Genomic DNA, 13,091 nt, shown 5'->3' on the forward strand with positions numbered 1-13,091 from the left:
ACGTATATCGCTGTGAAAACTGCAAGGAATAGCCGGGTCATTCGTCCGTAGCGACAAGCTGCCAGTTGGGATCATCGGCACCCATTCTGCGGGCGTAAGTCCAGATGTCCTTTTGCCGTTTGACGGCCGTGGCCGATCCCTCAATCACTTCACCATTGGCGTTTTTGACGACCGAAGTCAGTTCACCCACGTAGCGCACTGTGATTTCCGCAAGCCCGGAGGCGTCGTCAAAGCTGGCATCTGCAAGCGTCAGTTCGCGCACGCCGACAAATTCGGCCTCGATGGTCAGGCCTTGTTGTTCACGCTGTTCGACAACCTCGGAAAAAGTCTCGTAGACGTCATCCGTGAGGAAGGTTTGCAGTTCCGCGATATCGCCGCGTTCGAAGCCCATGAGGATCATCTCATAGGCGCCACGCGCGCCGGAGAGAAATTCAGAGACCGAAAAGCTGGGCTCTACCCGCTTCATCGCCGCCAACGCCTTTGCGGCATCGCTGTCCTCGGCGACGTGATCGATGATGTCGTGGTCGGGACCGCCATCGATGACCTCAAAGTCGCGGGCGGCGCGACGCCGGTCATCGGCCGGCGCGGGGGCCGGCGGCTTTTCAAATCCCTCCCGGGTGCCCAGCACGCTCCGCAGACGCAGAACGAGAAAAACGGCGATTCCGGCAAGAACCAGAAGCTGGAGGATAGGAGAGTTCATCGGCACCTCATTGCGGCGAGCGTTTGAAGATCACGGTCGCATCCTTATGTAGGTGAGGTGCATGGGTGAGTCCACCTACGCGCTGGATATGGAGGACGTTCCCATGTGGCTATTCTTGGCTTTTCTCATGGTTCCGCTGATCGAAATTGCGCTGTTCATTCAGGTCGGTGGTCTGATCGGGCTGTGGCCGACACTGGCGGTGGTGGTTCTGACCGCAATTATCGGCACTTGGCTGGTGCGGGCGCAGGGGCAGGTCGCGATGAACAACTTGCGGCGGAGTTTCTCTGATTTACAGGACCCCAGTGAGCCTTTGGCGCACGGGGCAATGATCCTTGTCTCTGGCGTTTTGTTGCTGACGCCGGGTTTTTTCACCGATGCGGTCGGATTTGCCCTGCTTGCGCCCCCGGTGCGCAAAGCTGTGTTTCACTGGGCACGGCAGCGCGTTCATGTGACGCGGTTCCAGATGGGGCCGGAGACGCAGGGCCCGGTTCGACGCGATCCGACGGCGGCCCGGGGTCCGGGGGATGTGATCGACGGTGAATTTACCGAAATTCCCAAAGAGAAGACCCCCAATCACCCCGGTTCGGGCTGGACGAGGCATTGAGCGTACCGCCGGGCGCTGCTATGCCTCCGGCGGAGATTTCAACGGGAGACCGATCCATGGCAGAGACCAACGGTGCGGGGCAGGTGCAACAACCGCCCAAAATGAGCATTCTGGCCCAATTCATTCGCGACCTTTCCTTCGAGAACATCCTGTCCCAAAAGGGTGTGACCGGTGAGGTTCAGCCAGACGTGCAGGTTCAAGTGAACCTGGACGCCAAAAAGCGGACAGCCGAGAACCAGTTCGAAGTGGTCATGAAGCTCAAGATCGAGTCGAAGGCCAAAGGCAGCAACGATGTGCTGTTCCTGATGGAACTGGACTATGCTGGTGTCTTCTCGATCGAGAACGTGCCCGAAGATCAGATGCATCCCTTCCTGTTGATCGAATGCCCTCGGATGCTGTTCCCGTTTGTGCGCCGGATCGTGTCTGACGTGTCGCGCGACGGCGGCTTCCCGCCGCTGAACCTTGAGACGATCGATTTTCTTGCGCTCTATCGCAACGAGATCGCCCGCCGTCAGGCCAATCCGGAAGGCACGGCGCAGGCCTGAGCAGACAGGCGCTCAGGATTTGATCCAGAGCGCCTCTTGCCCAAGTTTTTCGACAAAGGCGGCGTGCGCCGCCTTTTCCTTTTCCGACAGGCGCGACGCCAGCGCCTGTGGTCTTGGCCGAGGCCGCCAGAGCGGGTCGGAACTGCTTTGGCCAGACGTCTTGTCGGAATTTGACAGGCCAAAGTCCGGCTGTTTGCCACCGATCAGTTCCAGATAGACCTCTGCCAGAATCTCACTGTCCAAAAGCGCCCCGTGCAGCGTCCGAGCAGTGTTGTCGATGCTGAAACGGCGGCACAGCGCGTCCAGCGAGGCCGGGGAGCCCGGAAAGCGGCGGCGGGCAATTTCCAGCGTGTCGATGGCACAGCCTTTGGGCAGCAGCGGACGATTGGTCCAGCGCAGTTCGGCGTTCAGGAATTTCACGTCAAAGGCCGCGTTGTGGATGACCAGCCGCGAATCCCCAATAAAATCGCGGAACTCATCCACGATCTTGGCGAACACCGGCTTGTCCTTCAGCGTGATTTCCCCCGGATTGGCCGGGCGCGCGGGGCTAAGAAGATCGGGGCCGATCCCATGGACGCCAAACGCCTCATCCGGCATGCCGCGTTCAGGGTTGATGTACTGGTGATAAGTGCGGCCAGTGGGGACATGGTTGAACAGTTCCAACGCGCCGATTTCGACGATACGGTCACCCTGTTCCGGCTCGAACCCGGTGGTTTCAGTGTCGAGGACGATTTCACGCATGTTGAAGTCTCCGCTCAATATCCTTCAGCACGGTTTGCACCTGCGCGCGCGCGTGCTCAACCGTGTCGGTCTCCATAATATACGTAGCGCGGGCGCATTTTTCCTCGTTCGGCATTTGGCGGGCAAGGATGCGGGCAAGATCCTCGGCATTCATGGTGCCGCGGGCGAGAACACGCGCCTCTTGCGTTTCACGTGGAACAGACACGCAGGCTGTCGCGTCCATGGCATCATCGCCGCCGGTTTCAAACAAAAGGGGAATGTCGAAGACACCGATGGCCTCCGGATGGTCCACGATAAAGGTTTCGCGGTCCTGCTGCACCAAAGGATGCACGATGCTTTCAATCTGTGACAAGGCGGTCTTGTCCGTGGCGATGATTTCTCGCAGTGCGTCGCGCGAAACCTCCCCGTGTTTGATCGCCCGCGGGAACACCGCCCCCAACGGTGCGACAGCGGCACCGTCTGTGCCGTAGAGCCGGTGAACGGCCGCATCCGCGTCCCAGACAACACATCCGGCGTCAGCAAACATCGCAGCAGTGGTCGATTTGCCCATCCCGATCGAACCGGTCAAACCAAGCTTGAATTTCATTCCAGAATGGCCTGACGTGTTGCCTCATCGACCTCGGGACGGACACCGAACCACCGCTCAAATCCCGGAACCGCTTGATGCAATAGCATCCCTAGTCCGTCGACCACGGTGCATCCCTGCGCCCTGCCCTCTTGCAAGAGGCGGGTTTCCAGAGGCGTATATACAAGGTCCGTCACAAGCATTCCGGGTTCCAGCGCATCTAGCGGCACCCGCAGCGGAGGTTTGCCTGACATGCCTAGGGCGGTGGTGTTCACCACCGTTGCGCAGTCCTCAATGATATTGCCAGCCTGCACCCAGTCGTAAACCTCTACCCGGTTGCCGAAGGCCTCACGTAGGGTTTCTGCCCTCTGGCGCGTGCGGTTCGTCAGCCTGATTTGCGGTACTCCCACATCCAGCAACGAAGCGATAACCGCACGGGCCGCGCCCCCTGCCCCAAACACCGTGGCCGGTCCTGCCGCCGGATTCCAGTCCGGCGCGGTCTGGTGCAGGTTCTCCATGAAGCCATAACCATCTGTATTGTCGGCGTGAATGCGGCCGTCATCGCGGAAAATCAAGGTGTTCGCGGCCCCGATCAAGGTGGCGCGGTCCGACACCAGATCGGCGATCTCCATCACCTTTTCCTTGTAGGGCACGGTGACGTTCAGACCCACAAAGCCAAGCGAAGGCAGCAGCCGGATGGTTTCGGCCAGCTTAACCTCTGGGATGTCCATCGGGATGTAATACCCGGGCAACCCATGCGCCTTTAGCCAATGGGCAAAAAGACGCGGTGAACGGGAATGGGCCACCGGAGACCCGATGACGGCGGCAAGCGGAATACGGGCAAGGCTCATGCCGGGATGGTTCCCCTGTTGGATAGATAGGTCAACAGCTCTAACAGCGGCAAACCGAGAATGGTGAAGTGATTGCCCTCGATGCGGGCAAAGAGGCGCACGCCTTCAGCTTCAAGCTTGTACCCGCCGACGGAAGTGGCGACATCTGGCCAGTTGCGATCCAGATAGTCCTGAAGGTAGCTATCCGAAAAGTCGCGCATGGTTAGCCGAGCCGTTCCCACGTGGCGCCAGATCGGCTTAGCCTCATGATAGAGAACCGCCGCCGACAAAAGCCGGTGGGTCTGGCCACGAAGACGCAAAAGCTGTTCACTGACCTCTTCACGCGTTTCGGGCTTTGAGAAAATCTCACCAGAGCAGTCGAGAACCTGATCGCAGCCAAGCACCAGTTGATCCGGATAGCGTTGACCCAGTTTGCGCGCCTTTGCCTCTGCCAATGTGTCGGCCACGTCGCGTGGCGATGCCTCTTCGGCGATAAGGGCCGCCTTCAGGCTATCCTCATCCACGCGCGGCGATTCGATTTCGATCGTCAGGCCAGCCGCACGCAGCATGTCCGCCCGGATCCGGGAGCTGGAAGCGAGGAGAAGGTCACAAAACATGGGGATAAAACCGGGGACAGGTCAGTGTGCGGGCTTGCGGATGTTTTTGAGGAAAAACCTCGGCACATGCAAGCTTGGGGGTGGATGTGGCATCCATCCTTGTGGAAGCAAAGATTGTCAGCCTGTGTGAAAGGACAAGTTTCGCAGGCGGGTATCAGTCACGGAACAGAGGTTGTTCGAGATGTTATCCCGCTCTGACTGTGACGAAAAATGGTAGGTTAAGATTATGAAGTTAATAGATAATTCATAATTTCACCTGAACTATCTGAGAACAAACCCCAGAGTTTTCCAGACAGTCCTGCGCTGTTTGTGACTCTGTGGGTATCAGGATAATCCCCAGAAAAACCTGTCACTAAGACTTCATAATCCTTTTCTTTTTTCTATTTCTTTAAGAGAAGGGCCGTCCTAGGGCGACGTATGCGAAGTTCATTGACGCGCCCCCGGCGAATGCGTTACGCCAGCCCTGCCTTCGTCCGGAGGCAGTTTCCCCGCTAGATAAAGGATGAGTGAGCCCTTGGGCCTCACCGTATGTGCCATGAGCGAAGAAAAGCTTAACCTGTCCGATCTGAAGGCGCAAAGCCCGAAGGACCTCTTGGCGATGGCCGAGGATCTGGAAATCGAAAACGCCTCGACCATGCGGAAGGGCGAAATGATGTTCCAGATCCTGCGTGAACGCGCGGATGAGGGCTGGGTCATCTTTGGTGATGGCGTGTTGGAGGTTCTTCAAGACGGGTTTGGGTTTCTGCGGTCGCCTGAGGCGAACTATCTGCCGGGCCCTGACGATATCTATGTTTCTCCAGAGATGATCCGAAAGTACTCACTTCGGACCGGGGATTCGATCCAAGGAGAAATGCGGGCTCCGGACGGGGAAGAACGGTATTTTGCGCTGGTTTCCGTGGAAGAGATCAATTTTCAGGAGCCGGAGAAGGCAAAGCACAAGATCGCCTTTGACAACCTGACCCCGCTTTATCCGGATGAGCGTCTGAAGATGGAGATCGAGGATCCGACGATCCGGGATCGGTCTGCCCGAATTATCGATCTTGTCGCGCCGATTGGCAAAGGCCAGCGGTCGTTGATCGTGGCGCCGCCGCGGACGGGTAAAACGGTACTCTTGCAGAACATCGCCAATTCAATCGAGAAGAACCACCCTGAATGCTATCTGATCGTTCTGCTGATCGATGAACGGCCTGAAGAAGTCACTGACATGCAGCGGTCGGTAAAGGGCGAAGTGATCTCTTCGACCTTTGATGAACCTGCGACGCGGCACGTTGCCGTTTCTGAAATGGTGATCGAAAAGGCCAAACGACTGGTTGAACATAAGCGAGATGTTGTGATTCTTTTGGACTCTATCACAAGACTTGGTAGAGCTTTCAATACAGTGGTGCCGTCTTCCGGGAAGGTTCTTACCGGTGGTGTCGATGCCAATGCGCTGCAGAGGCCTAAACGGTTCTTCGGCGCGGCGCGGAACATCGAAGAAGGCGGTTCCTTGACGATCATCGCGACGGCCCTGATCGATACAGGGTCGCGGATGGACGAAGTGATCTTTGAAGAATTCAAAGGCACGGGCAACAGCGAGATCGTTCTGGACCGCAAGGTTGCGGACAAGCGGGTCTTCCCGGCTTTGGATATTCTCAAGTCCGGCACTCGGAAAGAGGAACTGTTGGTGGACAAGATTGATCTGCAGAAAACCTTTGTGCTGCGGCGAATCCTGAACCCGATGGGGACCACGGATGCGGTCGAATTCCTGATCTCGAAGTTGAAACAAACCAAGACCAACTCCGAATTCTTTGATTCGATGAACAGCTGATCACGCCATGGAGACCATCTTTGCCCTGGCCAGCGCCGCCGGGAAGGCGGGGGTGTCTGTGGTCCGCGTGTCAGGGCCCGAAGCCTGGAGTGCGGTAGAAAAGCTGGCCGGAACCGTGCCGGAGCCGCGTGTGGCATCGGTCCGCAAACTCGTCACGCCAGACGGTGACTTTCTGGATGAGGCGCTGGTGCTGGTCTTTGCGGCGGGCGCCAGTTTTACCGGTGAACAGGTGGCCGAGTTTCAAGTGCACGGCAGTGTGGCCGTGGTTCAGGCCCTGTTGCGGGTTCTGGGCGAGATGGATGGGTTGCGGAGCGCGGAACCCGGGGAATTTACACGGCGCGCGTTGGATAACCAGCGACTGGATCTGAGCCAAGTGGAAGCCTTGGCGGACCTTATTGAAGCAGAGACAGAACAGCAGCGGCGTCACGCTTTGCGGCTGTTGACTGGTGCCCTTGGCCGCCGCGTGGCGGGCTGGCGGGATCAGATATTGCGAGCAGCCTCTTTGCTGGAAGCAACTATTGATTTTGCAGATGAAGACGTTCCGGTTGATGTGTCCGACGATGTGCGTGAATTGCTTGATGCGGTTTGTTCAGAAGTGCGGAATGAGCTTCGCGGGATGGCGTCGGCGGAACGGTTGCGGCTTGGGCTAGAGGTTGCAATTGTCGGTCCACCTAATGCCGGGAAATCCACATTGTTGAACTATCTCGCGGGGAGAGAAGCTGCGATTACGTCAGACGTTGCCGGAACAACCCGAGACGTGATCGAAGTTCGGATGGAGATAGGCGGGCTTGCCGTGACGTTGTTGGACACGGCCGGGCTCCGTGACAGTGAAGATCATGTTGAGCGCATCGGGGTGGAGCGAGCCCGGGAACGGGCAGCATCGGCAGATTTGCGCGTACATCTGGTTCCAGAGGGGGATTCTCCTCTCTTGAAAGTCGTCGATAATGATATCGTTGTTACAGCGAAATGCGATTTTGGAGACGATGGTGTTTCCGGTTTGACCGGGCAAGGTGTCCCTGAATTGCTAGATTCGATCGAAACGCGATTATCAGGTGTCGTTCAAGGCGCTGGACTTGCCTCGCGTGAGCGGCACAGGGTTGCTTTATCCGATGGACTGTCCCATCTGGAAAAGGCGCGTGATCTGTTGGACGATGGACTGGATCTGTACGATATCACGAGCGAAGAGGTCCGTATTGCCCTGCGAGCTCTGGAACGCTTGATAGGGCACGTGGATGTCGAACATGTTCTGGATCAGATCTTCTCGAGTTTTTGCATCGGGAAGTAAGGAGTGTTTCACGTGAAACATCGCTGCTTTGATGTTGTAGTTGTCGGCGGAGGTCACGCCGGGACAGAGGCCGCCGCGGCGTCTGCGCGTATGGGTGCCCAGACAGTTCTCGTCACCTTACGGCTCGCAGATCTTGGGGTCATGTCCTGCAACCCAGCAATAGGTGGTTTGGGAAAAGGCCATTTAGTCCGGGAAATCGATGCGATGGATGGCATCATGGGGCGTATCGCTGACGCGGCTGGTATCCAATTTCGGTTGTTGAATCGGCGCAAAGGCCCTGCCGTGCAAGGACCGCGCGCTCAGGCGGACCGAAAGATCTATGCAAGAGCGATGCAGGCCGAAATCTCAAATACACCAAACCTGACAGTGATTGAGGGGGAGGTTGTCGATTTCCTCCTTGAGGGCGACACCGTTGTCGGCGTTGTCCTGGCTGACGATATCCATATCAGAGCGGCGGCGGTTGTGCTGACAAGTGGCACCTTTCTGCGCGGCGTCATTCATATTGGTGACAAGCAGCGCCCCGGTGGTCGAATGGGCGACAGGCCGTCGGTTCGACTGGCGGATCGAATCCGTGAAATGAACTTGCCGACTGGTCGACTTAAAACTGGGACCCCTCCCCGTTTGGATGGACGGACGATTGACTGGAGCGGTTTGGATATGCAACCGGGCGATGATGATCCGGTGATGTTTTCTTTCTTGTCACGTCGACCTTTGGCTCATCAGGTCTCTTGCGGTATTACCCATACGACTGAAAAGACACATGAAATCATTCGTGACAACCTAAAGCGGTCCGCTATGTATGGCGGACATATCGAGGGCGTTGGCCCGCGTTATTGCCCCTCGATTGAGGACAAAGTGGTTCGGTTCGCTGATAAAACATCGCATCAGGTCTTTTTGGAGCCTGAAGGCTTGGATGATCCGACAATTTATCCAAACGGCATATCGACCTCACTGCCCGAAGATATCCAGGAGGCTTATGTCCGGAGCATCCCTGGTCTCGAGTCTGTCGACATCTTGCAGCCTGGGTACGCGATTGAATATGACTATGTGGACCCCAGGGCGCTGGCCGCAACGCTGGCGATTAGAGATGTGAAGGGTCTCTACTTGGCGGGACAGATTAACGGAACCACGGGGTACGAAGAGGCCGCTGCGCAGGGTCTCGTCGCTGGCTTGAACGCTGGGGCTGTTGCGTTGGGTCGCGATCCGGTGCGGTTTTCCCGAACCGATAGCTATATCGGCGTCATGTTGGATGACTTGACGACACGTGGTGTTAGTGAACCGTACCGCATGTTTACAAGTCGAGCAGAGTTTCGTCTGTCCCTTCGGGCCGATAATGCAGATCAGCGCCTGACGCCAAAGGCAATATCCTTGGGGACAGTTTCGCCATTGCGGCAGGATCACTTTGAGACAAAAATCGCTGCGTTGAACGAGGCGCGCGGGCGTCTTGAAGAAGCGCAGTTTTCGCCAAGTGAAGTACGCAAATCGGGCGTGAATGTAAATTTGGATGGTACGCGGAGGTCCGCCTTTCAACTGCTTTCATTCAAGGATGTTACCTTTGAGACTGTTGCTCAGCTGGATCCAGCCCTTTCGGATATCGATGATGTCACGGCTCGGCAGTTAGAGCGGGAAGCATTGTATGCCAACTATATCGACCGCCAAGCTCGTGACGTAGCTGTTCTGAAGAAGGATGAGGCTGTACAAATCCCAACGGGTTTTGATTTTGACGTTCTTCCGGGTTTATCCAATGAACTCAAGTGCAAGCTTGTCAAAATCCGGCCGGAATCTATTGCGCAGGCAAGCCGGATTGACGGCATGACTCCTGCTGCTCTGACGTTGATCTTGGCAAAGATCCGTCAGTTCGTGCGTAAAGATGCTGTATGATTACGTCGGAAAATTTGGGATGTGATGTTTCACGTGAAACATTAGAGCGTTTGACACGTTATCTGACCCTGCTCGAAAAGTGGAACCCCCACATTAACTTGGTAGCGAAGTCTACGTTGAAACAGGCGGTGCAACGCCATTTTCTTGATTCGGCCCAGATAGCTGCGTTTGATACTGATCCGACAGGGATTTGGGTCGATCTTGGCAGCGGCGGAGGGTTTCCGGGCCTCGTCGTTGCCATACTGAAAGCGGAAACCGCCCCTGAAAAACATGTGACCCTAATCGAATCAGACACGCGAAAGGCGACTTTCCTCAGAACTGTCATCAGAGAAACTGGCCTAACAGCCAAAGTGCTTGCGCAGCGGATCGAAGAGGCACCGCCACAGGCAGCGACCACCCTTTCCGCTCGTGCTCTCGCCCCATTGCCGAAATTGCTCGAATTCTCGGCACGCCATATGTGCCCATCGGGAACAGCCTTGATTATGAAGGGCGAAAACTGGGGAAAAGAGGTCGAAGATGCACGGACCCGATGGCAATTCTCCTGCACCCCGCATACAAGTAAATCAAATCCAAACGCTGTAGTCTTGGAAATCGGAGACCTCGTTCATGTCTGATCCGACACGCCCCCCGGGTCCTAGAATCATCGCCATCGCGAACCAGAAAGGCGGTGTCGGAAAGACCACGACCACAATTAACCTCGGGGCTGCGCTTTGCGAACAGGGGCAAAAAGTGCTCGTCGTTGATCTTGATCCACAGGGGAATGCGTCGACTGGTCTTGGAGTCGAAACAGAGGATCGTGAATACACGACCTACGACCTCTTATTGGGCGATGTCGCTGTCACGGATGTTATTCTGCCGACATCGACCGAGAATTTGTCACTGATTCCGGCCACCGTTGACCTCAGCTCCGCGGATATTGAACTCTATTCCAACGAAAAGCGCAGCTTTCTGTTGCATGACGCGCTCCGCCAACCGGCTTTGGATAGCTACGGTTTCGATGTAATCCTTGTGGATTGTCCGCCTTCCCTGAACCTTTTGACGGTAAACGCCATGGTTGCGGCACACTCTGTCCTTGTTCCTCTGCAAAGTGAATTTTTCGCGCTTGAGGGTTTGTCTCAACTCATGCTGACAATCCGTGAAGTCCGCCAAAGCGCCAACCCCGCGCTGAGGATAGAAGGCATTGTTCTCACAATGTATGATGCGCGAAACAACCTATCGCAACATGTAGAGGCGGATGCCCGTGCGAACCTTGGCGATCTGGTGTTCACCACCGTCATTCCGAGAAACGTCCGCGTGTCCGAAGCGCCCTCATACGCGCTCCCTGTTCTGGCTTATGATACGTCGTCCAAAGGGGCGCAGGCCTATCGGGCGTTGGCCGCAGAACTGGTGAAGAAAAACGACCAACGCGCGGCCTGACCCGCAGCACAGCAAGAGGACAGGCATGTCTGAAAAACCCAAGAAAGACACACGACGCGGCTTAGGACGCGGTTTGTCGGCACTGATGGCTGATGTGGCACCGGCGCAAGAGGCCCCGACTCAATCGGACGGCTCGCGCCGCCCGGATCGGATGCTTCCGATCGAATCGCTGATCCCGAACCCTGATCAGCCGCGCCGTACATTCACCCAGCCTCAACTGGACGAACTTGCAGCTTCGATCCGAACAAAGGGCGTTCTGCAACCGTTGATCGTGCGGCCCTCACCGCACGATTCTGACAAGTTCGAAATCGTCGCTGGCGAGCGTCGCTGGCGGGCGGCTCAGATGGCGCAACAGCATGAAGTTCCGGTGCTTGTACGGGATTTTGATGACACCGAAGTCCTCGAAGTCGCCATTATCGAAAACATTCAACGCGCCGATCTGAATGCCATCGAAGAAGCAGCAGGCTACAAGCAGTTGATGTTCAAGTTCGGCCACACGCAGGAAAAACTGGCAGAGGCCCTTGGCAAAAGCCGCAGCCATATCGCAAATCTCATGCGGTTGCTGAACCTGCCTGATGCGATCCAAGAGCACGTCTCCGAGGGACGTCTCAGTGCCGGACACGCCCGCGCTCTCATCACATCTCCAAACCCGGAATCTCTCGCAGAGACCGTTGTGGCCAAAGGTCTTTCCGTTCGGGACACGGAAAAACTTGTCAAACAAGGGTCGACAGAAAGCAAACCGCGTAAAAAAGCCCCCAGCGGCGGTTTTGAGATGGACAAGGACGCGGACACGCGTGCGCTCGAAGGTGATCTTAGCGCCGCTTTGGGGATGAAAGTCCGGATTGATCATCAGCCGGGCCAGGATGCGGGCCGGGTCACGATCTCTTACGACACGCTAGAGCATCTTGACGCGCTTTGCGGAATTCTCAGCGCCGCGCGCTGAACCTTCAAGGCATCAACGCCGCAACCACTGAGTTCAGGACCAACCGCCCTTTGGCGGTGGTCTGTAACGTTGGTCCCGTGAGTGTCACAAGGCCAAGCGTTTGCATCTCGGCAATGGCTTGCGGGGAGGCCATGACTGGATCGAGTCTATGTAGGCGGTCTACATCTAGACCTTCATCCATACGCAACCCCATCATGAGGTACTCTCCAGCCTGATCAGTCAGATCCAACGATATCCGGCTTTCCAGCCCTGTTCCAGCCTCGGCCTGTTCCAACCAACGAACGGGCTGCCGCCAGGCGACGGTGGCCTGTCGCTGTTCCGCCGTTCCTATCCGTCCATGCGCGCCCGGACCAACACCCAGCCAGTCCCCATAGCGCCAATAGATCAGGTTGTGCCGGGATTGCGCGCCGGGCAGTGCGTGGTTGGACACCTCATAGGCTTCATAGCCCGCTGCAGAACACAGTTCTTGTGTGAGCTCGTACATATCAGCGGCAAGGTCTTCACCGGGCAGTCCCCGCAACCCTCCGGCCCGGGCTCGGTCCCAAAAGGCCGTGCCCTCTTCGACTGTCAACTGGTATAGCGACAGATGATCTACGGCCATTTCCAGGGCTTCCCCCAACTCTCTCCGCCAATCCTCCAGCGTTTGATTCTGGCGTGCATAGATCAGGTCAAAACTCACGCGGCCGAACACGGATCGGGCCACATCAAAGGCAGCTTTTGCCTCTTCGACATTGTGCAGACGGCCTAAACGCTTCAGGTCTGGTGCGCGCAACGCCTGAACGCCCAGTGACACCCTGTTCACCCCGGCCCGCGCATATCCTTCAAATCGACCTGCCTCGACCGACCTTGGATTGGCTTCCAGCGTGATCTCAATGTCATTGGCAAAGGTCCAGCATTCTCGCGCGGCCTCGATCACCGCAGAAACGGTCTCAGGTTCCATCAAAGATGGTGTGCCGCCCCCGAAAAAGATCGATCCCAACACACGATCAGACGTCTCCGCCCCGGCCCGCCGAACCTCATCCGCCAGCGCAAGCGCCCAGCGACGTTGATCGATGCGCGATACGACATGGCTGTTAAAGTCGCAATACGGGCATTTGGCCTCGCAAAACGGCCAGTGAACATACAGCCCGAACCCGCCGATCTGCCAGTTTTCCAAG

Annotated in this window: 14 protein-coding genes; 8 read left to right on the forward strand and 6 right to left on the reverse strand. The window is 56.9% G+C overall.

Annotated elements, in window-relative coordinates; genetic code table 11:
• Positions 1 to 37: 37 nt before the first annotated feature.
• Positions 38 to 700: a Tim44/TimA family putative adaptor protein gene (locus VOI21_RS03595; protein ID WP_323767774.1), complete on the reverse strand. Its 663-nt coding sequence runs from the start codon at positions 698 to 700 to the stop codon at positions 38 to 40.
• Positions 701 to 803: 103 nt separating this feature from the next.
• On the opposite strand from VOI21_RS03595, the gene VOI21_RS03600 reads away from it, so the two are divergent.
• Together VOI21_RS03600 and secB are read left to right on the forward strand one after the other, a co-directional pair.
• Positions 804 to 1,304: an FxsA family protein gene (locus VOI21_RS03600; RefSeq protein ID WP_323768420.1), complete on the forward strand. Its 501-nt coding sequence runs from the start codon at positions 804 to 806 to the stop codon at positions 1,302 to 1,304.
• Positions 1,305 to 1,360: 56 nt separating this feature from the next.
• Positions 1,361 to 1,849 (forward strand): protein-export chaperone SecB, encoded by a 489-nt coding sequence (gene secB, locus VOI21_RS03605; RefSeq protein ID WP_323767776.1) that lies wholly within the window; start codon positions 1,361 to 1,363, stop codon positions 1,847 to 1,849.
• Between the two features lie 12 nt (positions 1,850 to 1,861).
• Here the strand turns inward: secB and dnaQ are convergent, their stop codons facing one another.
• From dnaQ to VOI21_RS03625, 4 genes are read right to left on the reverse strand one after another with little or no spacing between them, the layout of a single operon-like run.
• Positions 1,862 to 2,590, reverse strand: a complete 729-nt coding sequence (dnaQ, locus tag VOI21_RS03610) for a DNA polymerase III subunit epsilon (RefSeq protein WP_323767778.1) — start codon at positions 2,588 to 2,590, stop codon at positions 1,862 to 1,864.
• Positions 2,583 to 3,176, reverse strand: coding sequence for a dephospho-CoA kinase (gene coaE / locus VOI21_RS03615; protein WP_323767780.1), 594 nt, complete (start codon positions 3,174 to 3,176; stop codon positions 2,583 to 2,585). The genes dnaQ and coaE overlap by 8 nt, the downstream gene beginning before the upstream one ends.
• Positions 3,173 to 4,006 (reverse strand): shikimate dehydrogenase, encoded by an 834-nt coding sequence (locus VOI21_RS03620; RefSeq protein WP_323767782.1) that lies wholly within the window; start codon positions 4,004 to 4,006, stop codon positions 3,173 to 3,175. Before VOI21_RS03620 ends, coaE begins: the two co-directional genes overlap by 4 nt.
• Positions 4,003 to 4,602 carry a Maf family protein gene (locus tag VOI21_RS03625; protein ID WP_323767784.1) on the reverse strand — a complete coding sequence of 200 codons (600 nt, stop codon included), beginning with the start codon at positions 4,600 to 4,602 and terminating at the stop codon, positions 4,003 to 4,005. The genes VOI21_RS03620 and VOI21_RS03625 overlap by 4 nt, the downstream gene beginning before the upstream one ends.
• 535 nt (positions 4,603 to 5,137) lie before the next feature.
• Here VOI21_RS03625 and rho point away from each other — a divergent pair.
• From rho to VOI21_RS03655, 6 genes are read left to right on the forward strand one after another with little or no spacing between them, the layout of a single operon-like run.
• A complete protein-coding gene (gene rho / locus VOI21_RS03630; protein WP_323768422.1) occupies positions 5,138 to 6,409 on the forward strand; it encodes a transcription termination factor Rho in 1,272 nt (423 codons plus the stop codon).
• 7 nt (positions 6,410 to 6,416) lie between these two features.
• Positions 6,417 to 7,694, forward strand: coding sequence for a tRNA uridine-5-carboxymethylaminomethyl(34) synthesis GTPase MnmE (mnmE, locus tag VOI21_RS03635; protein WP_323767786.1), 1,278 nt, complete (start codon positions 6,417 to 6,419; stop codon positions 7,692 to 7,694).
• Positions 7,695 to 7,706: 12 nt separating this feature from the next.
• Complete coding sequence (gene mnmG / locus VOI21_RS03640; protein ID WP_323767788.1) at positions 7,707 to 9,575, forward strand: tRNA uridine-5-carboxymethylaminomethyl(34) synthesis enzyme MnmG; 1,869 nt, start codon at positions 7,707 to 7,709, stop codon at positions 9,573 to 9,575.
• The gene (gene rsmG, locus VOI21_RS03645) at positions 9,572 to 10,189 is read left to right on the forward strand and encodes a 16S rRNA (guanine(527)-N(7))-methyltransferase RsmG (RefSeq protein WP_323767790.1); all 618 of its coding nucleotides are present in this window, start codon (positions 9,572 to 9,574) and stop codon (positions 10,187 to 10,189) included. Before mnmG ends, rsmG begins: the two co-directional genes overlap by 4 nt.
• Positions 10,182 to 10,991, forward strand: coding sequence for an AAA family ATPase (locus tag VOI21_RS03650; RefSeq protein WP_323767793.1), 810 nt, complete (start codon positions 10,182 to 10,184; stop codon positions 10,989 to 10,991). The genes rsmG and VOI21_RS03650 overlap by 8 nt, the downstream gene beginning before the upstream one ends.
• A gap of 25 nt (positions 10,992 to 11,016) precedes the next feature.
• Positions 11,017 to 11,934 (forward strand): ParB/RepB/Spo0J family partition protein, encoded by a 918-nt coding sequence (locus VOI21_RS03655; protein WP_323767795.1) that lies wholly within the window; start codon positions 11,017 to 11,019, stop codon positions 11,932 to 11,934.
• Between the two features lie 4 nt (positions 11,935 to 11,938).
• Here VOI21_RS03655 and hemW read toward each other — a convergent pair whose 3' ends face one another.
• On the reverse strand, positions 11,939 to 13,090 hold the full coding sequence (hemW, locus tag VOI21_RS03660; protein ID WP_323768424.1) for a radical SAM family heme chaperone HemW: 1,152 nt from the start codon (positions 13,088 to 13,090) through the stop codon (positions 11,939 to 11,941).
• Between the last annotated feature and the right edge of the window lies 1 nt (position 13,091).

Origin of the sequence: Antarctobacter sp., from assembly GCF_034670325.1 — a bacterium.
In the GTDB taxonomy this organism is placed as follows: Bacteria; Pseudomonadota; Alphaproteobacteria; order Rhodobacterales; family Rhodobacteraceae; genus Antarctobacter.

What these genes read in the sequence shown, in the direction of transcription:
- VOI21_RS03595 (WP_323767774.1), bottom strand. Translation starts at nt 700, where the DNA reads ATGAACTCTCCTATCCTCCAGCTTCTGGTTCTTGCCGGAATCGCCGTT.
- VOI21_RS03600 (WP_323768420.1), top strand. Translation starts at nt 804, where the DNA reads ATGTGGCTATTCTTGGCTTTTCTCATGGTTCCGCTGATCGAAATTGCG.
- secB (WP_323767776.1), top strand. Translation starts at nt 1,361, where the DNA reads ATGGCAGAGACCAACGGTGCGGGGCAGGTGCAACAACCGCCCAAAATG.
- dnaQ (WP_323767778.1), bottom strand. Translation starts at nt 2,590, where the DNA reads ATGCGTGAAATCGTCCTCGACACTGAAACCACCGGGTTCGAGCCGGAA.
- coaE (WP_323767780.1), bottom strand. Translation starts at nt 3,176, where the DNA reads ATGAAATTCAAGCTTGGTTTGACCGGTTCGATCGGGATGGGCAAATCG.
- VOI21_RS03620 (WP_323767782.1), bottom strand. Translation starts at nt 4,006, where the DNA reads ATGAGCCTTGCCCGTATTCCGCTTGCCGCCGTCATCGGGTCTCCGGTG.
- VOI21_RS03625 (WP_323767784.1), bottom strand. Translation starts at nt 4,602, where the DNA reads ATGTTTTGTGACCTTCTCCTCGCTTCCAGCTCCCGGATCCGGGCGGAC.
- rho (WP_323768422.1), top strand. Translation starts at nt 5,138, where the DNA reads ATGAGCGAAGAAAAGCTTAACCTGTCCGATCTGAAGGCGCAAAGCCCG.
- mnmE (WP_323767786.1), top strand. Translation starts at nt 6,417, where the DNA reads ATGGAGACCATCTTTGCCCTGGCCAGCGCCGCCGGGAAGGCGGGGGTG.
- rsmG (WP_323767790.1), top strand. Translation starts at nt 9,572, where the DNA reads ATGATTACGTCGGAAAATTTGGGATGTGATGTTTCACGTGAAACATTA.
- VOI21_RS03650 (WP_323767793.1), top strand. Translation starts at nt 10,182, where the DNA reads ATGTCTGATCCGACACGCCCCCCGGGTCCTAGAATCATCGCCATCGCG.
- VOI21_RS03655 (WP_323767795.1), top strand. Translation starts at nt 11,017, where the DNA reads ATGTCTGAAAAACCCAAGAAAGACACACGACGCGGCTTAGGACGCGGT.